This window comes from Halomonas sp. SpR1, assembly GCF_031010175.1.
Lineage (GTDB): Bacteria > Pseudomonadota > Gammaproteobacteria > Pseudomonadales > Halomonadaceae > Vreelandella.
Genome location: NZ_JAUAMB010000056.1, coordinates 1 through 18,671, shown reverse-complemented (window position 1 = coordinate 18,671; position 18,671 = coordinate 1). Strand labels below are relative to the sequence as shown.

Genomic DNA, 18,671 nt, shown 5'->3' with positions numbered 1-18,671 from the left:
GGCGAGAAGGTCAGTTTTTCAGGTACCATTTTGGAAGCGGCTGTTGGTGTTGGTTTTTGGTGTAAGGCCCTGAAACTTTAACACTTTCAGCCGCTTCCTTTTATGCCTCGTGAGAAATTCGGGCTAGCTGTATACCAAAGGTACGTTGTTGATTAGAGACCATTTGGTAATCAATTAGACCGTAATCCAGCTTAGGTTCAGAATCGCTGCCATCACCTCCAGCTCGGCGGCTTAGCACTTGAGCAGCAACAAGCACATCCTGATGGGGGCGTAAGGAGACGTTGAGGCCGACTTCTGTGAATTCTAAGCTGCCTTCATCTCGGCTGCTGTGGCCAAAAAAATTGTTATCGTCGGTAATAACTAGCGCCTGGCTAAGAAAACCATGCACCTGCAGAGTATCCAGAACGTGCTCATCGCTTTGGGCATGGGCAGATAAGCCCATCACAACGGTGCCCAGCAGCATGGCAATGGCTCGGCATTCATTCCATCGAAATGACTTGGACGCTATCATCCAGATACTCCCTTTCAAGATACCCAATAGCCCCCGGTGTCGAGGCTACGCGCTCGCGCATCTCTTCCTGATCGTTTACTCGGTCGGGGGCTTGCCCGGTGCCTGAAAAGACCATGCGATCCCAGGCTAACTGAAGTTGGTGTGGGTAAACAGCCAACTGCTCTTTGGTAAAGCGAGCATGAACGGGGTTGTTGTTACTTAAAACGAATACCCTAACCGCTTGGCCATCCGGCCATGAGCGTTGGCGCATGGCAAAAATTGCGCGGGTGGTATCCCGATTCAGCCATTGGGTGGCGACATCAGGATGAGCCACTAAATACAGGGGGGCCTCACGAGCGATGGCATTCGTTGCTGCGAAAGTGAGTCCCACCAGCAAAAAAAGGGTGGTCACTGCCAGTAAGGCCAGTCGTAATGAAGAACCGCTTATAACGGGTGATGACATTGATGGCGACTTACTGGTTGATTGATGAACGCCAGCTTCACGCACGATGCAGTTCTGCTCTGCACATTAACGGTGTATGAATTGATGACGTGTTCTCCCTCGCAGCACTAATGGAACTGTGTTTATACTCAGCTCTTCTGGTATGACTGAAAGATACGCATCTAAACACAACTGTGCCGTATCGATACGTCACATACGCAAACACTACATCAATTCAAGAAAAATAACAGGATGTTATGTCAACGAACAGCGAGGATAAGTTGTGGCTATTCCATTACCGTATGTTTGTACATAATAGCAAATCGCCTGTGCGACACTGAGATTGGCATCTATCTTAAAAGGAGCATCCATTATGTTCACTGGCCTCAGTGCATTTCCGCTAACCCCTATGAGCGAGCAGGGCATTAAAGAGTATGAGTTTGCCCGCTTGGTTGAGCATTTAGCTGAGGCTGAGGTGGACTCCATTGGCGTGTTGGGCTCGACGGGGAACTACGCCTATTTGAACCCTGATGAGCGTGCCCGTGTTGTGAAACTTAGCGTTGAAAATGCAGCTGGCGTGCCGGTTGTCGCGGGCATTGGTGCGTTACGTACACGTGATGTGCTAGCCAATGCAGAGAGAGCTCAGCAGGCAGGCGCCAGCGGTGTATTGCTAGCGCCGGTTTCCTACCAAAGGCTTACCAACGACGAGGTTTTCGACCTCTACGCTACGGTTTCCCAATCGCTGAGTGTACCGCTTTGCGTTTATGACAACCCCGGCACTACCCATTTTGAATTCAGCGATGAGCTGCATGGTCGGATTGCCCATCTGCCCCAGGTTCGCTCTATCAAAATTCCCCCGGTAAACAGCGATATTCAAGCGGCAACGGAGCGAGTTGCACGGCTGCGTAAGCTGATTCCTTCTGAGGTCACCATCGGTATCAGCGGTGACGCGGCAGCAGCCACCGGTCTAAACGCGGGGTGCGATGCCTGGTACTCGGTTATTGGCGGCCTATACCCCCACCTAGCGTTGGCGCTAACCCGAGCTGCTCAGGCAGGGGATGCCCAAACGGCTCAGCAGTTTTCAGAACAGCTAGAGCCACTGTGGTCGCTATACCGTGAATACGGGGGCAGCCTACGAGTGGCGGCTACTATTGCAGAAGTCACTGGCAGAGTGAGCCAGTCATGCTTGCCCCAGCCACTACAAACGCTGCAAGGGGATAATCGCAGAAGAGTAGAGCAGGCACTGGAACAGCTTGGGCTCGATTAACACTAAGCCTTTGTGCAATAAGCACACCTGCCCTGAAGCCTTAAAGCCAAAGGGCTGAAACTGTTCCAGGGGAAGAACGAGAGCCGAATAGGGCAGCCGTTAAGCGAATACTAGCGCGGCCATCTAGTGGTTTAGAGTTAAGCGCCGACCTTGATCTTCACCAGGGGGGGCAAAGTATCTGCGAGCTGCCTTGCAAGGGTACTCTTGCCACTGCCACTCGTGCTGACCACATTTATTTTCATGGTGAGTTCTCTTTAGGTGGCGAAGCATCTTATAAACTGATCAGTCAGTGGGCAACTGACACCCATCATCAATGTCAGTGATCAGTTAGGCTTGTAAGGTGCTAAGCGTATTTAAACGTCAACGCTGAGACGCAACCACTAGGGTAATCGACCTATGATCCATTCAGAGCATCATCGATCTCACCGTAACGGTTGGCTGCGTGCCGCTGTGATGGGCGCTAACGATGGCATCGTTTCTACGAGCAGTTTGATACTGGGCGTTGCCGCGGCCAGTACCACTCAAAGTGATATTATGCTGGCGGGTATTGCGGGCTTGGTAGCCGGTGCCATGTCGATGGCCGCTGGCGAGTATGTTTCGGTAAGCTCACAATCGGACACCGAAAACGCTGATCTTGAGATCGAACGCAAAGCACTGGATGAGCATTACGAACTAGAACAGGAAGAGCTTGCGGCTATCTATGAAACCCGCGGCTTGACGCCTGAGCTGGCACAGCAGGTCGCTGAGCAACTGATGACCAACGACGCCCTGGGCGCGCATGCGCGAGATGAGATCGGCATCACCGACACCAGCCAAGCTCGCCCTCTCCAAGCAGCGCTCTCTTCAGCCGCGACGTTCACCATCGGCGCGCTGCTACCGCTACTGGTGGCTTGGTGGGCGCCTCCCGCGCTGCTTATTCCTCTGGTCGCGTTGTTCTCACTGCTCTTTTTAGCCTTTCTGGGCGCTATCGCTGCCCGAGTGGGCGGAGCACCGATCCTGAAAGCGGCGGCAAGAGTAATGTGCTGGGGTACGCTCGCCATGGCGTTAACAGCCGCCATTGGGCATGCGTTTGGAGTGATGGCTTAAACGTCGGGCAGCTTACGGCAGGGTTGAATTCCAGCTAAGTGCCAGCACTCATAGAAGGGTAAGCAATTCACAAGGAGTCGTTATGACAACGTTAGTGATTGGCGCGAATGGACAGATTGGCAAGCAGTTTTGCGAACTGGCCCAAAAAGCGGGCACGCCTATCAAGGCGATGATTCGCAGTGAAGAGCAGGCAGCTTGGTTCAAAAAGCGCGGCATTGATACCGTGGTTGCCGATTTAGAAGGTGAGTTTGAGCACGCCTTTGACTGCTGTGACCAAGTGGTCTTCACGGCGGGATCAGGCCCGCACACCGGGCCGGATAAAACCTTGATGATTGACCTTTTCGGCGCCATTCGTACCGCCGATATTGCCAAGCAAAAAGGCCTCTCCCGCTACATCATGATTAGCGCCATGCGAGCAGAGCAGCCGTTGGACGCGCCCGAGAAAATGCGCCCCTATATGACCGCGAAATTTGCCGCCGATGCCCACCTTCGCAATAGCGGTGTTCCCTACATCATTCTCAAGCCAGGGCGTTTGACCGACGAAACAGCCAGCCAGCGGTTTGCTAGTTCGCTGGATGAAGCCGGCGACAACCAAATCTCCCGGGCTAACGTCGCCCTTGCGCTACTTCATGCTGTGCAAAAGCCCGATTTGGTCAATCAGGAGTATCTACTGCTGGATGGGAAACGCTCGATTGGCGACATCATTCAGTAATTGGCGTGGGGGGGGCGCTACTCAATGTATATCTGCACGCATGTTGGCCCTCGCTGCAATTAAGCAGGAAGTATCAAGAGGTGGCTGTTGCCACCTTTTGATACTGATATTTCACAAATCAGGTATTGGTGCCGAGAGCCTGGGCTGGCGAACACGATGATGCGCTTCGCATTGCTAAACTCACGCTAATGAATACGGCTGTATTGGCTACCAAGCCGCAGAAGCCAGCATGCCAGCCGAATGGGGTGCTAACACCAAATTGAAATAATAGGGTCAATGCAGCACCTATTGCCAAGCCAGCGAAAGCGCCAGTACGGGAAGCACGGCGCCAGAACAATGCGCCGAGCAGCATGGGGAGTAACTGCACCACGATGCCATAGGCGCCGAGTAGCAGGTCAACCAATGAGCCGGGATTGACTAGGGCAAGCAGGTAGGCCGCAAGTGAGATTAGCACCACGCCGTAGCGAGTCAGTTTGAGCGCCTTATCGTCGGGCATGTCGCGCAGCGCTGGTAAGTGCTGGCCAACGTCGCGTACCAGAATAGTAGCGGAGGTATGGGCTAGATTGGCAGCAGTAGACATAGCCGCGGCCAGGGCACCGGAGAGGGCCACGCCGATTAGCCAAGCCGGGAAGTCAGCTAGTTCGACTACCAGCGTCAACAATACTCGATCAGCGGAGTCAAGCGGGCTATCCTCCAGCAGTAGAACCCCAGCAAAACCAATAATCAGCAATGGTACCAACAGATAGCTGTAAAGAGGGTAGAGTACGAACACCCGCTTTAGGGTTCGTTCATTGCGGGCACTATAGAACTTCATGAAAATGTGCGGCCACATTACGCAGCCTAGAGCACTTACCAGAATAGCCGTGGAGAAAGCGCCCCAGCCCATGCCGCCTGCGCCGGGCATGGTTAGGTATTCTGGGGCTTCTCGCTGTAGTTCGCGGAACATCTCGCCGACTCCACCAAAGAATTGGTCAGCCGTAGCCAAGCCCAGGAACCACGCCACGCCCACCATCATCACGCCCTGAAGTAGGTTGGTCCAACCGATGCCTTGTAAGCCGCTTGCATAGACATAGGCCGCTACCACGCCACAGGCGAGTAAACTGCCGAGCCAGAAGGGAATAGTGCCAGAGGTAGCCGCCTCGAAGAGCAGTCCTGCACCGGCGATCTGAATGGTCAAATAGGGAATCATTGCTAACACGCTGACTACGCCGATGAATAGGCCCAGCAAGTTGCCACGGGTTGGGTAACACGCGGAGAGGAACTCTGCTTGAGTCAGGAAGCCATGGAGGCGGCCGAGTCGTGAGATGTAGGGGGCGATCAACCACCACACGATTACGGCCAGTGCCAGGTAGGCGATGATATAGAGTGCTGGAGCTCCCTTGCTGTAGGCCCACCCAGGGGCGCCAAGGAAGGCGAAGGCAGAGAATATCTCTGCACCGAGAATAAAGAACAGCACCAGTAAGCCCATGTGTCGGCCACCGGCCACATACCCTTCCAGAGAGGAGTTTTGATTGTGGCGTGCGCTTAGTCCCACTGTTAGCACAATCAGTAGGTAGGCCAGGGTAATGGTGGTGATCAGCAGTGAATCACTCATCGTCCACCTCCTGTGCGGCATCATGGCGATAGGCAATGACCAATCCCACGAACAGGGCAAACACCCAGGCTACATACCAGAACAGGAAAAAGGGCAAACCGATTATCATCGGTTCAATACGATTCGCTACCAGTGCACCGGGCCAGATCATGGCCAGGGCACAGACAGTAAAGTAAATCAGCATTCCCCTAGAAGGGAGCGAGGGTCGAGATTTCATGTGCATACCTCGTTTTTATGGAGTTGTACGGTTATTTCGTGGTGCTTTTGTAGAGTTATAAGGAGTGGCGTTAGCCTTAGTCAGTTCGTAACAAGCGCGTTAAGGCCGACCGCTAAAAGCAACCGGCAGCCAGTGGGAATGATGTCGTCGTTAAAGTCATAACGGGCGTTATGAAGTGGCGATGTGATGTCGCCCTTCGCTGTGCCGAGAAAGAAGTAGGCCCCTGGGCAGCGTTGCAGCATGAAGGAAAAGTCCTCACCGCCGAGGCTGGGATCCACGTCGCGTACTAGGGCCGACTCACCGAGTGTTTGCACAATGCAGGCTTCCACATGACGGGTTTCCGCCTCGGTATTGATCGTCGCTGGAAATATGCGCTGGTAATCGATCTCAATGTCACCGCCATGGGCTATTGCCACTCCTTCACAGACGCGGCGAACCGCATGCTCCATACGATCCTGGGTATCAGCATCTAGGCTTCTGGCTGTTCCGCTGATGCGCACTTCATCGGGAATGATGGCGAAGCCGTCCAGGTCGCCGCCCTGCAAACCGCATAGACTCAAGGCGGCGGGCGAGAGTGGATTGATATCACGTGCGACCACGGAGTGCAGGTTCTGAATAAGGGCGCCCGCCATGCGGACAGGATCCGTCGACAGGTGGGGGTTGACGCCGCCGTGGCCTCCCTTGCCGCGTACTCGGATATCTAGACGGTCGGTGGCTGCCATTATCGCGCCGGGTCGAATAGCCACTTGGCCTGCAGGTAGCGAAGGCCAGTTATGTAGGGCATAAATTGCCTGCATAGGAAAGCGCTCAAATAGGCCCTCTTCAACCATTGCTCGGCCGCCCCCCAGGCCCTCTTCGGCTGGCTGGAAGACGAGATGAAGAGTACCCGCGAAGCCACGATGTTCGGCTAGGTAGCGGGCCACGCCGAGTAGCAGAGTAGTGTGACCGTCATGACCGCAAGCATGCATCCGGCCGGGCACTGTTGAGGTATAGCTATGTTCGCTTAGCTCTTGGATAGGCAGTGCGTCCATATCAGCACGTAGGCCAATATGTCGTCCGTTGTCAGGTCGCTCACCCTTCACGGTCGCAACGATGCCGGTTTTACCAATGCCGGCTTCAAAGGGCAAGCCGAGACGTTCTAGTTCTGTCGCGATGAGCTTAGCCGTTTCGTATTCCTGAAACCCTAGCTCCGGGTGGCGATGTAACTCATGTCGTATCTGGGTCAGTTCGGCGTGGTGGCGCTCGAAGAAGTTTGGATCGATGAGTTTTGTCATAGTCAATGCACATGGTTGTGAATGGTCTTTTCATCTTGGTTGTTTCGATAGCATAGAGAAAATAGTTTTTTTATTAACTTTCCATACTAATATTGGATGGATTACGGCTAGATATTATGGCTGGGGGCACCAGATGGACTTCAAGCGTTTAAAATATTTTCAAGTAGTTGTGGAGGAAGGCGCCATATCATCGGCGGCCCGGCGGGTTCCACTTGCTCAGCCGGCACTATCGCGTCAATTGCAGTTGCTTGAAGACGAAGTCGGTACGACATTGCTGATCCGTTCGCGGCATGGTATTCGGCTGACCGCCGCTGGTGAGGCGTTCTACCGTGATACCCGGCGCTTGTTGGACGAGTTCGAACAGGCTAAACGTAATGCGCGCCGCATAGCAGATGGCCAGTTCGGTCAACTGCGACTGGGGGTAACCGTCATGCATTTATGGGTGCCGCAGATCATCGGCTTACTCAATCGCTTTCGCGAGGGTTATCCAGAAGTCACACTGAAGGTAGAATCATTGCTTTCCGGGCCTCAGGTTGAAGCCATTCGGCGCGGTCGACTTGATGCAGGCATGCTGTTTTTTCCGCCAGAGGACGATAGTAGCCTGTGTTGTCATTGCCTTTATGAAGATCATCTCGTACTGGTCACCAGTGCCACCTCACACCTAGCGCATCACCCTCCGAAGTTTCTTGCTGAGCTTAACGACGAAAATTTTATTTGGTTTGACCGCAGTGCTACCCCGGTCTATCACGACAAGCTAATTCATGCCTTTCAGCGAGAGGGCTTCACGCCACATGTGGTGCAAGAGGGAACCGACAATGCGACGATGCTGTGCTTGGTGGCTGCAGGTATGGGTTGCAGTATCCTACCGGCAATGACCATGGCTGGAGCGCCAGAAGGCGTAGTGAGCCATCGCTTAGAAGACCTCAATCTGACTTTGCCCCTGATGCTGGTTTGGCGGCGAGACTCGGGGCTGCCAGCAGTACGCCGCCTAATCGAAATTGCAGAAACTGAATCTTTAGCGACGCATGCAGTGAAGGAATGAAGTTTTATCCTTCAAAGGCGGCTTTGGCAGCAGCAGGTCGAAAGTAGTCCAGGTTTTTCGCCTCACGTTTGGCGTACTGGTTTAAAGCTGCATTAGCCGCGCCATTGGCTGGGTGCAACGATAGACGATAGTTCACTTACGCATTCACTCCCTTCATACCTTCCGGCGTGTAGCGCTCACCGAGAACCGGAAGGCATGCAGTGGCCGCTTCAAGCTGTTGCTGCTCATCAGCCGTCAGGGTGATGGACGCTGCTGCCGCATTCTCTTCAAGGTAGCGCAGTCGCTTAGTGCCTGGAATCGGCACAATGTTGCCCCCTTTGGATAGCAGCCAAGCCAGCGATAGTTGCGCCGGGGTGCACTCTTTGAGTGCCGCCATGTCACTAATTACCTCGGCGATTCGGCGGTTAGTGACCATAGCCTGTTCAGAAAAACGCGGCAGGTTGGAACGGAAATCGCCTTCCTCAAAATCCTCAGTTGCTTGGAACCTTCCCGTCAAGAAGCCTCGACCCAGGGGTGAGTAGGGCACAAAGCCGATGCCGAGTTCCTGGCAGGTGGGCAGCACCGCTTGCTCAACGTCCCGCGTCCAGAGCGAATACTCGGTTTGCACTGCCGTCACCGGGTGCACCGCGTGGGCACGGCGCAAGGTGTCAGCGCTGACTTCGCAGAGGCCGATGTGGGCAATTTTGCCGTCCTGCACCAATTGCGCCAAGCCCTCCATGGTCTCTTCGATGGGTATGTCCGGGTTAACGCGGTGGACGTAGTAGAGATCGATCTGTTCGATGCCCAGCCGCCGCAGCGATGCCTCGCAGGCTTGTTGGGCATAGCGGGCGCTGCTGTCCAGGCTGCGTTGATACTCACCGGGGTTGCGCACAATGCCAAACTTGGTGGCGATACGTGCCTTGGGCTTATGACTGGCGAGAAAGCGGCCAATCAATTCCTCATTATGGTGCGGCCCGTACATATCCGCCGTGTCGAAAAAGTCGATACCCAGCTCTACCGCCCGTGCTAATACTCTTAGCGACTCGCTATCGTCTCGGGGGCCATAGAATTCGCTCATCCCCATGCAACCTAAACCGATAGCGGAAATGGTTAGATCGCTGCCCAACGTTCGTTTTTGCATGATGTTTCTCCAGAAGTGACTCGTTCTTGAGTGGCGCCGTAACAGCGTGGCACTATCCGATAATGGAAAAAATGAACGATATCGATAAGCCGGTTTCCGGTTTTGAAAAACAAATGCCGCATGGCTGGGTATGGGACGACACGCGCACCTTCCTGGCGGTGGCCCGTCATGGCACGTTGAGTGGTGCCGCCGCCGAACTGAACCTGGGCATCGCCACGCTCTCCCGGCGTATCGAACGGCTGGAACACGCTTTAAAGCTGCCGCTGTTTGTACGCCAGCAATCGGGCTATAGGCTTACCGAGGAGGGGGCAGGGCTAATCGAGAAAGCTGAAGCTTTGGAGGCTGCCGCGGCGGCCTTTTCCAGCGGTGTTTCCAGTGCGACGCAACTGAGCGGTAGAGTGCGTTTAGCTACCGCTGAAAACCTCGCCACGGCGTTGATTCTGCCCGCATTGCCGCAATTTTATGCGCAGTACCCCGGCATCACGCTTGAGCTGGTGACCGATATCACCACCGTCAACCTGCACCGTCGCGACGCCGATTTAGCGCTTAGAATGGTCAAACCCGAGCGGGGCAACGTCACCCTTCGACGCTTGGGTATGCTGGGTTTCGGGCTTTACGCGAGCCCCGGCTATGCAGAGCAGCGCGATTCTCACCATGATGGGGGCGATTTCGACACGGATGCCTTTATCACCTGGGGCGACACGCAAGCGCACTTGCCCGCCGCCCAGTGGGTTGAGCGGATGCTACGAGGTCGCGAACCGGCGCTGACCACCACATCATTGGCGACCCAGCTAGCGGCGACCAAAGCGGGGCTGGGGATCGCGGTATTGCCACATTTTCTGGCCAGGGAAGCTGGTCTGATCTGCGTTGCTGAGGATATTGGCGTGGATCAGCCCATTTATCTCGTTATCCAGACCGATCTTACCCAATCAGGTCGTATTCGGGCTGTGGCGGATTTTCTGACTGAGCTGGTGGCCAATAACCGTGAGCGCTTGAGTGGCCGATAGCCACGACGTTTTCATGCTGCTCTAAAATAAAGAGTATCAGGATTGATCGTAGTGACCGCCGATGGCAAGAATATAAATAGCGTGGTCATCAAACCGATAGATCAGTCTGTCTTGTGGTCAATAAATTGACAGCCTTAACTCTGGTTGTGCGTATCCAAGGAAACCGCGATTTGTTGCATCAGATCCTGGTTTTGAAGAACTTGCAGCGTTTCTTTGTCACTGGCTTTTACGTTGAGCATCCTCAACTCTCCCTTAAGCCATTCCGCCAGCGGCTCGCTTCGGCGGGAGTGGGTGAGTAAGTCGGTTTGACCGGGCAGCCACAGGCAGAGCCGGGCGGGGGTTTCGATGCTGCCCCAGGGCGCCACCAGCCGCCCGCTCTTTAGGTCGTCTTCCACCAGTAGCGTTGGCGCAATCGCGACACCCAGCCCCGCCACTGCCGCTTCCATCAAGTAGTAAAGATGCTCAAACCCCTGGCCCTGGTTTAGCGCCGCTTCAAGCTGTGCCTGCTCAAGCCCTTGCGCACGGGCCCACTGCGGCCATGCCTGGGGACGGGAGGCGGTGTATAAGAGTTTGGTAGAGAAGAGCGTGTCTGGATCTGCCGGATCAAGCTGCGCTGCCAGTTGTGGGCTGGCCACCGGGCAAATCTGCTCCGGGATAAGCTCAACGACGTCTACATCCGCGGGCCAGGGTGGCTCGGAAAACGCCAGGGTGGCGCTGGCGTCCGTTTGCTTGCCAGGCTGCTCGGTGTCACTCACCACCACTTTTAGCTTCAGTTCGGGCAGCTCGCGGTGCAGGCGGTCCAGCCTGGGAATCAACCAGCGGGCCAACAGGCTGCCAGGGCAGGCGAGGGAGAAGGGCGCTTCCTCCACGTCACGTTTGAGCGCGGCGCAACTATCGCGCAGCTTGCTAAACGCCTCGCTTAGACCGCTTTGCAGTTTCTCGCCGTGCGGGGTAAGCACAATGCCACGGCCCGCTTTGCTAAACAGGGCCACGCCAAAATGCTCATCCAGACTCTTCAGTTGGCGGCTGACGGCACCGTGGGTGACGCTTAGCTCCTCGGCAGCGGCGGTCACACTGCCTAACCGGGCAGTGGCTTCAAAAGCGCGCAATGCGCTAAGCGGTGGCATGCTTTTGTGCATGAATGCGTGACTCCAGCTCACATATGGCTGACATCTTATCGATTTTTATCTGCGCGCGCTTGCCTTAACGTCATCACATACTCAACTCACATGACGAGGTCGTGATGAATCAACCTATAGACGTATCCAAGAGCCTGCCCGATGCCAACGGGCTGTTTGGCAGCTTCGGCGGCCGCTTTGTCGCCGAAACTCTGATGCCGCTGATTTTAGAGTTGCAAGACGAATACACCACCGCCAAGAACGACCCGGAATTCCAGCGCCAACTGGCCTACTTCCAGGGCGACTACGTGGGGCGGCCAAGCCCGCTTTATTTCGCCGAACGGCTGACCGAGCACTTTGGCGGGGCGAGCATTTATTTCAAGCGTGAGGAGCTCAACCACACCGGCGCCCACAAGATTAACAACTGCATCGGCCAGGTGCTGTTGGCCAAGCAGATGGGCAAGAAGCGCATCATCGCCGAAACCGGCGCGGGCATGCACGGCGTGGCGACCGCCACCGTGGCGGCGCGTTTTGGTCTGCCCTGTGTGATCTACATGGGTACCACCGATATCGAACGCCAGCAGACCAACGTGTTCCGCATGAAGCTGCTGGGTGCGGAGATCGTTCCCGTTACCTCCGGCACCGGCACGCTCAAAGACGCCATGAACGAGGCGCTGCGCGACTGGGTCACCAATGTCGACGACACCTTCTACATCATCGGCACCGTCGCCGGGCCGCACCCGTACCCCGCCATGGTGCGTGACTTCCAGGCCGTCATCGGCCATGAAACCCGCACCCAGATGCTCGAAAAGCAGGGCCGTCTGCCGGATTCGCTGGTGGCCTGTGTGGGTGGCGGCTCAAACGCCATTGGGCTGTTTTACCCGTTCCTTGATGACCCGGACGTCCAAATGATCGGCGTGGAAGCGGGCGGAAAGGGCGTGAAAAGCGGCCTGCACGCAGCCAGCCTGAACGGCGGCACCCCCGGGGTCCTGCACGGCAACCGCACCTACCTGCTGCAAGACGAAGACGGCCAGATTACCGACGCCCACTCGATTTCAGCGGGGCTGGACTACCCCGGCATCGGGCCAGAACACGCATGGTTGCATGAGCAGAAGCGCGTTGAGTACGTCTCCGCCACCGACGACGAAGCGTTGGAAGCCTTCCAGGTTTGCTGCCGCAAGGAAGGCATTATCCCCGCCCTGGAAACCGCCCATGCTCTGGCCGAAGTCGCCAAGCGCGCGCCCCAGCTGCCCCGCGAGCACCTGATGGTGATCAACCTGAGCGGCCGTGGTGACAAGGACATGATGAGCGTTGCCCATCATCTAGGCGAGACCGTTCAATGAGCGCGAATCAGGAGACTAAAATGACTAAATCCACTCGTCTTGAACACTGCTTTAACGCCCTCAAGCAGCAAAACCGCCCGGCGCTGGTCAGCTACTTAACCGCTGGCGACCCGGATGCCGATACCTCTCGCCGCTTGCTGCAGGGGCTGCCCGCGGCCGGGGTAGATATCATCGAACTCGGCATGCCGTTCAGCGACCCCATGGCTGATGGTCCCGCGATTCAAAAAGCCGCGCAGCGAGCCCTGAAAAATGGCCAAACCCAGGCCAAAACGCTGGAAATGGTGCGCAGCTTCCGCGAAAAAGACATCGCCACGCCGATTGTACTGATGGGCTACTACAACCCCATTTACTGCTACGGCGTTGAGCGCTTCTTGACCGATGCCGCCCGCGCCGGGGTAGACGGCCTGATTGTGGTGGACCTGCCTCCAGAACATGACGAAGAGCTCTGCCAGCCAGCGTTTCAGCACGGTATCGACTTTATCCGCCTGGCCACCCCGACCACCGACGCCAAGCGCCTGCCCAGGGTGCTGGCGAATGCCTCCGGGTTTATCTACTACGTCTCCGTAGCGGGCGTGACCGGGGGCAATGCCCCCACGCCGGAAAGGCTGGAAAGCTCGGTTGCCCACCTGCGTGAACATACCGAGCTACCCATCGCCGTCGGCTTTGGCATCCGCACCGCCGAGCAGGCGGCGACCATCGGCCGCTATAGCGATGCGGTGGTGGTTGGTTCGGCACTGGTCGACTGCATCGAACACGCCAATACGCCAGATGAAGCCGTGGAGCGGGTACATGGCTTGGTCAGCGCGCTGGCGGAAAGCGTCAGGGGGTGTCGGGAATAGGTCATTTCGGTGGCGCGAGGCTTTATAGATCCATGATCATCTCGTGCCATGCCATACCGCCATGATCGGAGTCTGAAGGTTTCACGTAGCGATAACCCATGCGTTTGTATAGTTCGACGTGACGCTCCTTACACATCAAATGAATCGTCTGTTTGCCCAGCGCTTTCATGTGCTCGACGAAGGCTCGCATCATCTTTGATGCGTAGCCCATACCCTGGTACGCGGGGTCTATCACCACCGACATGATGACCACGTTGGGCGCCTTGGCATCATGGCCCTCAAGTTCCTTGAACGATTCGTCGGACATCACCACTTCATGCGCGCACCCGCTGTTGATGAAACCGATCACTTCTTTGTCCAGTTCCAAGACACGAAAGCCTTGCGGGTACTGCTCAATGCGTGTGGCGATCTTTTCCTGGGTGGCCCCTTCATTGCCTTCATAGGCGGATGCCTCGATTCGGTAGCAGCGCATGGTATCGGCCGGTATAGCGTTTCGGAAGGTAGGTTCGTTCATGGTGCAGGCTCCTTTTCTGCTAGTCGGCGGGTTGGGTAGCAATTCGTTGACAGAATGATAAAGAAAACCAAAGATGTATGCCTTGCATTCTATTCAGGTATTTATGCAGCTTATGCACGCCACTCTGCGCCGCCTTGATCTCAACCTGCTTTTGGTTTTCGATGCGCTATTCCGTCATCGCAGTGTGATCATGGCGGCCGACGAATTGGCGATGAGCCCTTCGGCGTGCAGCCACGCCCTATCACGTTTGCGCGACGCCCTCGCTGACGAGCTGTTCGTCCGCACGGGCAACGCCATGCAACCCACGGCGCAGGCCGAACTGATGGCTGATGGTGTTTCAGACGCACTGCACATTTTGTCAGACCGGCTCATTGATAAGTCTCCATTTTCGCCCGCTACCAGCGCACAAACCTTCGTCTTCGCGGCCACCGATTACACTGCCTACGCAGTATTGCCGCTGCTGGTAGCTCGACTGGAGCGTCTGGCGCCGCATCTGCATCTCAAGGTGATCTATGCTACCCACCGCGACTCGCTGGATGAGCTGCGCGAGGGGCGAATCCATTTTGCGCTGGGCGTTTCGCATGGACAGGCGACGCTGCCGGAGGGTCTAGAGGCGCGTGATTGCCTGAGCGATGACTACGTAGTGATTGCACGCAAAGGCCATGAACGGATCGGCGATTACTTATCGCTCGAACTGTACCTAGCCGAGCGGCATATCGCCGCTCGGCCCTGGGAAGATGCAAGTAGCGTGATCGACGGCGCTCTGGCAAAGCTGGGGCGACAGCGAGATGTGGCCGTGCAGTTGCCAAGCCTCATGGCCGCGCCCTATATCGTCGCTCAGTCGAATTATCTTTTTACGTTGCCGCGTCGGGCCGCTCTGCAATGGGTCAACACGTTGCCGTTTATCGTCCATGACGTACCTTTCGAGGCACCTCGCTATGCGCTGCGTATGCTTCATCACGTTCGTCACTCAGGGGCACCAGGTCACCGCTGGATACGCGAACAGCTGATGTTGGCACTGAATAATGCGTCAAGCTAACCCTCCGATGTCTCGATCATTTAGCTCTTAATCGCGGATGAGGGAGACGATGCCATCTATTTGCGTTGCAGTAGGTTAATAAAAAATCGCATTTTTATTCATTACTGAACATTTTCTTGTTGAAGTGAATAAAATATTTTGATTTGAAGCATTTTGTGATGACGCCAGTAGGTTATGCGTTCCTGCACGAGCATTTGGCGCTGGGGGTATGCCACCCGTTTACCCTGCACGGGTACGTCCTGTCACACGGATCATGTCTATGGAGAAGGAAAGTGAGGGGCACTTCTCCAACAGCCGGCGTAAGCAGTTCCGTTACCAAGTGCCTGAAGAGGTGCTGGACGCTATCGAGGCAGAAGCACATGACGTGCTTCAAGAGTACAAAGACCAGTAACACAGGTGGCTGTGCCCCCACGCCAGTGCTGCTCGAGCAATTTAGTCGCCCAACTGTTCGAACATACCGAGCTACCCATCGCCGTCGGCTTCGGCATCCGCACCGCCGAGCAGGCGGCGACCATCGGCCGTTATAGTGATGCCGTGGTGGTTGGCTCCACGCTAGTGGACTGCATCGAACACGCCACTACGTCCGACGACGCCGTGGAGCGGGTACACGGATTGGTCAGTGAACTGGCGGAAAGCGTCAGGGGGTGCCGGAGGTAGGTCACTGCCAATAATGGTGACTCTACATAGCGAATGAATAAAAAAAGAGCTAATATCAACCCTATATTAAGTGCTTTATATAGAGTTTTCAGGAGGCCTACATGCACCAGGTATTAGCAGATTTTTCTGTAAGTATCTCTGAGCTAAAGAAAAATCCATCTTCGCTGCTTGCCAGGGCTAGCGGCTCCCCTATTGCCGTGCTGAATCATAACAAGCCAGTCGCCTATTTAATCCCCGCCGAAACCTATGAAGCCATGATGGAAATGCTGGAAGACTATGAGCTGGCCAAATTAGTGAATGAACGCCGAGCTGATAAAGATAAGGCAGTAACGGTTACGTTAGATGACCTATAAGCTTCGCTTTCTGCCAGCAGCGCTTAAAGAATGGGAAAAGCTCGGCGGGCCGGTCAAAAGCCAGTTTAAAAAGAAGCTTGCGGAAAGGCTGGAATCACCCAAAGTAGCCACTGATAAATTAAGCGGCTTTGATGCGTGCTACAAAATCAAGCTTCGCAGCGCTGGCTATCGCCTGGTCTATGAAGTCGTTGACGACGAGCTGTTCGTTTATGTCATTGCCGTTGACAAACGCGATAAAGGCAAGGTCTATGCGTCACTTAAACGTCGTATGTAATGTGGGCCAAACTCGACCTGGGTTTAAGCGTTAGCCAGCGAGCGGCAGCCACACATGCTCGACACCAATCGACATTGCCACAGCGACCAGTAGCCCCGCCATCAGCCAGTTGAAGCCCTTCACAACCCGCGTGCTTTTAATACGATCACCCACCAGACTGCCGATGACCACATAGCTGCCGGGGGCGCCCGCCGCCATGGCGGATAGTCCCACCGCCCACACCACCAAGCTGACGCCCTGAATACCCGCCGCCGGAAACTGAAGGGTGGCAATGGGCAGGGTCGCGACGATGGCCTTCGGGTTGAGCAGCTGCATCACCAGCCCATCGCGAAAGTTCAGCAGGCGCGGTGCATGGTCAGGCTCACCCAAATCCGCGTTGGCGCGGGCAACTTTGACGGCAAGGTACACAATGTAGCTACAGCCCAGCGCACTCACCAGGATCAGGGCGCTACCACTGATCCAGGCAGCTCCCGCCCAGCCCAACACCAGCAAGTAAACAAGCATTGCCGTTCCCACACCCAGGCAAAACCCGACTGACTGTTTGGCCTGGCCATTGATGCCCACGTTCAGACCGAGCAGATTGACAGGCCCAGGCGTGTACATGACGCCCAGGGCATAGGCGACGATTGCTAACATGGTGAAACCTCTATGTTTGGTAGGACTACCGCGCGATATCGCGCTGGTATTGGTGGGGCGTCATGCCATAGATACGCTTAAAGCGGCGATTGAAATGGCTAAGATCGGCAAACCCAAACCGCAATGCCACCTCATTCAGCGGCGCACCCTGGTCCAGTGCCGCACGGGCCGCGTTGATCCGGCAATTAATCACGTACTGGTGAGGTGTCATGCCGTAGTGCTGCCGAAACAGCCGCAAAAAGTGGTACTTGGATAAATGCGCGGCCCGGCTGATGTCATCCAGCGACATATCCGTTTCCAGGTGGGCGTGGATATACGCCTTGGCAAGGTTCAGCAGGGCATCCGGGCGTTGCGTGACGCGGCTGGGTTGAACACGGCCGCCTAGCTGAACGGTTCGCTCAACTACCTGATAAAGCGCATTCTCCTGGTCAATGCAGCTTCCGGCGTGAGTGCTCACCAAACGAGCCAGTTCCAGAATGGCGAGGCGCAGGGGCGCATCCTGAATCAGCGTTTGATCGGAACGGAAACCTGCGGCGCTTTCACGGCCAAGTACCTCGGCGAACAGCGGCATCACCTGTTCGGGGTGGGCATACACCATCAGGTAGTCCAGCGCTTGTGCGCCGCCCGAATGCCCGTCGTGGACTTCCTCCGGGTTGAACAAAATCACGTTGCCCGGCGGGCTGCGATGAAATTGCCCACCGCTGAAAAAGTCCTGACGACCGGCCAGCGTGACGCCAAAGGCATACTCCTCGTGGGCATGCGGGTCGTAGCTGAAATCCTCAATAGCCGCCTTCAGCACCGTCAGTGTTGGCACATGATGACTTTTGAAGAACTCAAACCGGCTGGCGCTGCTCATGCCGACCTCCCCTGATAAAATCTAACTTGATGAAGTACAGTCTTAGCTTATGTCGGCAGCGCCAAGGATGCTTGTACATAATTGCTCATCGACTGTGCGATGATTGTCTATCGATAGCGATCACCACCAAGGAGTTTGCATGGGAAAGCTTTTTTCACTGATCGTACTGGTAGCGCTGGGCTATGCCGGTATTTACTTCTATTACGGCGTTGTCGTTGAGCGCGAAATCCAAGAGCAACTGGATAGTCGCGGCCTTTCCTCGGTTAGCGTTGATAACGTCGAGTATGGTGTGCTGGCGCCCGTTAGCAGCTCTGCGGAGTTAGCCGTCACCGTAACCTACCGCGGCGCTCAAGCGACGCTAGATTTCGCGGTTCAGGGGCATCCGCTATTCTCTGACGAAGTCAGTATCGAATTTGACGCCTTACAAGCATTGCGGCTGGGTATCAGCTTTGGGCAGTGAGCGGCATCCACACATGCTCATAAGCAATCGCACCACCAGTCCATTGAGAAGCTAAAGTGCCGAGCGGCGAGGGCAGGCTTAATAAGTGTTTAAATCAGCGTTTGAACGGCCATTTTGCTAGCTCGTGTAAATGTAAGGACGTGACATGCCGCATCACATCACTAACCGAAAACGTAGTTATCAAACGTCGTTACCCAACGATAGTTTTTTATGGTGCGCCAGGCATGGCGCGCAGCGCCTTGACTGGCGCTGTTCCTGGGGGTGGTGCCTCAGGATGACTTGGGGGTGAAAGTCCCCTGCACGCCCGGCAAGGGGAAGTGCTAGCCGACGG

General features: G+C 55.7%; 23 protein-coding genes and 1 pseudogene. 13 read left to right on the top strand and 11 right to left on the bottom strand.

Annotated elements, in window-relative coordinates:
* Nucleotides 1-100 precede the first annotated feature (100 nt).
* Both QT231_RS23155 and QT231_RS23150 read right to left on the bottom strand, forming a co-directional pair.
* The gene (locus QT231_RS23155) at nucleotides 101-511 is read right to left on the bottom strand and encodes a hypothetical protein (RefSeq protein WP_308339138.1); all 411 of its coding nucleotides are present in this window, start codon (nucleotides 509-511) and stop codon (nucleotides 101-103) included.
* Entirely contained in the window at nucleotides 480-953 is a 474-nt protein-coding gene (locus QT231_RS23150) for a hypothetical protein (protein ID WP_308339137.1), read from the bottom strand. Before QT231_RS23150 ends, QT231_RS23155 begins: the two co-directional genes overlap by 32 nt.
* A 352-nt stretch (nucleotides 954-1,305) precedes the next feature.
* Between QT231_RS23150 and QT231_RS23145 the strand changes: the two genes are divergently transcribed.
* The 3 genes from QT231_RS23145 to QT231_RS23135 all read left to right on the top strand — a co-directional run bounded on the left by QT231_RS23145 (nucleotide 1,306) and on the right by QT231_RS23135 (nucleotide 3,997).
* Nucleotides 1,306-2,199 carry a dihydrodipicolinate synthase family protein gene (locus tag QT231_RS23145; protein ID WP_308339136.1) on the top strand — a complete coding sequence of 298 codons (894 nt, stop codon included), beginning with the start codon at nucleotides 1,306-1,308 and terminating at the stop codon, nucleotides 2,197-2,199.
* A gap of 396 nt (nucleotides 2,200-2,595) precedes the next feature.
* Entirely contained in the window at nucleotides 2,596-3,285 is a 690-nt protein-coding gene (locus QT231_RS23140; protein WP_308339135.1) for a VIT family protein, read from the top strand.
* Between the two features lie 82 nt (nucleotides 3,286-3,367).
* A complete protein-coding gene (locus tag QT231_RS23135; protein ID WP_308339134.1) occupies nucleotides 3,368-3,997 on the top strand; it encodes an SDR family oxidoreductase in 630 nt (209 codons plus the stop codon).
* Between the two features lie 118 nt (nucleotides 3,998-4,115).
* On the opposite strand, the gene QT231_RS23130 is transcribed toward QT231_RS23135, so the two are convergent.
* From QT231_RS23130 to QT231_RS23120, 3 genes are all read right to left on the bottom strand, one after another.
* Complete coding sequence (locus tag QT231_RS23130) at nucleotides 4,116-5,591, bottom strand: sodium:solute symporter family protein (protein WP_308339133.1); 1,476 nt, start codon at nucleotides 5,589-5,591, stop codon at nucleotides 4,116-4,118.
* Nucleotides 5,584-5,808 carry a DUF3311 domain-containing protein gene (locus QT231_RS23125; RefSeq protein WP_308339132.1) on the bottom strand — a complete coding sequence of 75 codons (225 nt, stop codon included), beginning with the start codon at nucleotides 5,806-5,808 and terminating at the stop codon, nucleotides 5,584-5,586. Before QT231_RS23125 ends, QT231_RS23130 begins: the two co-directional genes overlap by 8 nt.
* A gap of 80 nt (nucleotides 5,809-5,888) precedes the next feature.
* Nucleotides 5,889-7,082 (bottom strand): M20 aminoacylase family protein, encoded by a 1,194-nt coding sequence (locus QT231_RS23120; RefSeq protein WP_308339131.1) that lies wholly within the window; start codon nucleotides 7,080-7,082, stop codon nucleotides 5,889-5,891.
* A 133-nt stretch (nucleotides 7,083-7,215) separates the two neighbouring features.
* Here QT231_RS23120 and QT231_RS23115 point away from each other — a divergent pair, with 133 nt between their 5' ends.
* Nucleotides 7,216-8,124: a LysR substrate-binding domain-containing protein gene (locus QT231_RS23115; protein WP_308339130.1), complete on the top strand. Its 909-nt coding sequence runs from the start codon at nucleotides 7,216-7,218 to the stop codon at nucleotides 8,122-8,124.
* Nucleotides 8,125-8,128: 4 nt separating this feature from the next.
* Here the strand turns inward: QT231_RS23115 and QT231_RS23110 are convergent, their stop codons facing one another.
* Nucleotides 8,129-8,260: a hypothetical protein gene (locus QT231_RS23110; RefSeq protein WP_308339129.1), complete on the bottom strand. Its 132-nt coding sequence runs from the start codon at nucleotides 8,258-8,260 to the stop codon at nucleotides 8,129-8,131.
* Nucleotides 8,261-9,244, bottom strand: coding sequence for an aldo/keto reductase (locus QT231_RS23105; protein WP_308339128.1), 984 nt, complete (start codon nucleotides 9,242-9,244; stop codon nucleotides 8,261-8,263).
* 62 nt (nucleotides 9,245-9,306) lie between these two features.
* On the opposite strand from QT231_RS23105, the gene QT231_RS23100 reads away from it, so the two are divergent.
* Nucleotides 9,307-10,251 carry a LysR family transcriptional regulator gene (locus tag QT231_RS23100; protein ID WP_308339127.1) on the top strand — a complete coding sequence of 315 codons (945 nt, stop codon included), beginning with the start codon at nucleotides 9,307-9,309 and terminating at the stop codon, nucleotides 10,249-10,251.
* Nucleotides 10,252-10,385: 134 nt separating this feature from the next.
* Here QT231_RS23100 and QT231_RS23095 read toward each other — a convergent pair whose 3' ends face one another.
* Entirely contained in the window at nucleotides 10,386-11,390 is a 1,005-nt protein-coding gene (locus tag QT231_RS23095; protein ID WP_308339126.1) for a LysR family transcriptional regulator, read from the bottom strand.
* Between the two features lie 104 nt (nucleotides 11,391-11,494).
* Between QT231_RS23095 and trpB the strand changes: the two genes are divergently transcribed.
* Together trpB and trpA are read left to right on the top strand one after the other, a co-directional pair.
* Nucleotides 11,495-12,712 (top strand): tryptophan synthase subunit beta, encoded by a 1,218-nt coding sequence (trpB, locus tag QT231_RS23090; protein ID WP_308339125.1) that lies wholly within the window; start codon nucleotides 11,495-11,497, stop codon nucleotides 12,710-12,712.
* A gap of 20 nt (nucleotides 12,713-12,732) precedes the next feature.
* Nucleotides 12,733-13,551 (top strand): tryptophan synthase subunit alpha, encoded by an 819-nt coding sequence (trpA, locus tag QT231_RS23085; protein WP_308339124.1) that lies wholly within the window; start codon nucleotides 12,733-12,735, stop codon nucleotides 13,549-13,551.
* 22 nt (nucleotides 13,552-13,573) lie between these two features.
* Here trpA and QT231_RS23080 read toward each other — a convergent pair whose 3' ends face one another.
* The gene (locus QT231_RS23080) at nucleotides 13,574-14,065 is read right to left on the bottom strand and encodes a GNAT family N-acetyltransferase (RefSeq protein ID WP_308339123.1); all 492 of its coding nucleotides are present in this window, start codon (nucleotides 14,063-14,065) and stop codon (nucleotides 13,574-13,576) included.
* 73 nt (nucleotides 14,066-14,138) lie between these two features.
* Here QT231_RS23080 and QT231_RS23075 point away from each other — a divergent pair, with 73 nt between their 5' ends.
* From QT231_RS23075 to QT231_RS23055, 5 genes and pseudogenes are all read left to right on the top strand, one after another.
* Nucleotides 14,139-15,104 (top strand): LysR family transcriptional regulator, encoded by a 966-nt coding sequence (locus QT231_RS23075; RefSeq protein ID WP_308339122.1) that lies wholly within the window; start codon nucleotides 14,139-14,141, stop codon nucleotides 15,102-15,104.
* A 259-nt stretch (nucleotides 15,105-15,363) separates the two neighbouring features.
* Entirely contained in the window at nucleotides 15,364-15,495 is a 132-nt protein-coding gene (locus tag QT231_RS23070) for a hypothetical protein (protein ID WP_308339121.1), read from the top strand.
* A gap of 1 nt (nucleotide 15,496) precedes the next feature.
* Nucleotides 15,497-15,761 (top strand): annotated as a pseudogene (locus tag QT231_RS23065) (tryptophan synthase subunit alpha); the annotation flags it as partial.
* 101 nt (nucleotides 15,762-15,862) lie between these two features.
* Nucleotides 15,863-16,114: a type II toxin-antitoxin system Phd/YefM family antitoxin gene (locus QT231_RS23060; protein WP_308339120.1), complete on the top strand. Its 252-nt coding sequence runs from the start codon at nucleotides 15,863-15,865 to the stop codon at nucleotides 16,112-16,114.
* On the top strand, nucleotides 16,104-16,388 hold the full coding sequence (locus QT231_RS23055) for a type II toxin-antitoxin system RelE/ParE family toxin (protein ID WP_308339119.1): 285 nt from the start codon (nucleotides 16,104-16,106) through the stop codon (nucleotides 16,386-16,388). Before QT231_RS23060 ends, QT231_RS23055 begins: the two co-directional genes overlap by 11 nt.
* Before the next feature lie 30 nt (nucleotides 16,389-16,418).
* Here QT231_RS23055 and QT231_RS23050 read toward each other — a convergent pair whose 3' ends face one another.
* Nucleotides 16,419-17,024, bottom strand: a complete 606-nt coding sequence (locus tag QT231_RS23050; RefSeq protein ID WP_308339118.1) for a LysE family transporter — start codon at nucleotides 17,022-17,024, stop codon at nucleotides 16,419-16,421.
* Between the two features lie 25 nt (nucleotides 17,025-17,049).
* Entirely contained in the window at nucleotides 17,050-17,880 is an 831-nt protein-coding gene (locus tag QT231_RS23045) for an AraC family transcriptional regulator (RefSeq protein WP_308339117.1), read from the bottom strand.
* 139 nt (nucleotides 17,881-18,019) lie between these two features.
* Here QT231_RS23045 and QT231_RS23040 point away from each other — a divergent pair, with 139 nt between their 5' ends.
* Nucleotides 18,020-18,340 (top strand): hypothetical protein, encoded by a 321-nt coding sequence (locus QT231_RS23040; protein WP_308339116.1) that lies wholly within the window; start codon nucleotides 18,020-18,022, stop codon nucleotides 18,338-18,340.
* The last annotated feature ends 331 nt before the right edge of the window (nucleotides 18,341-18,671 follow it).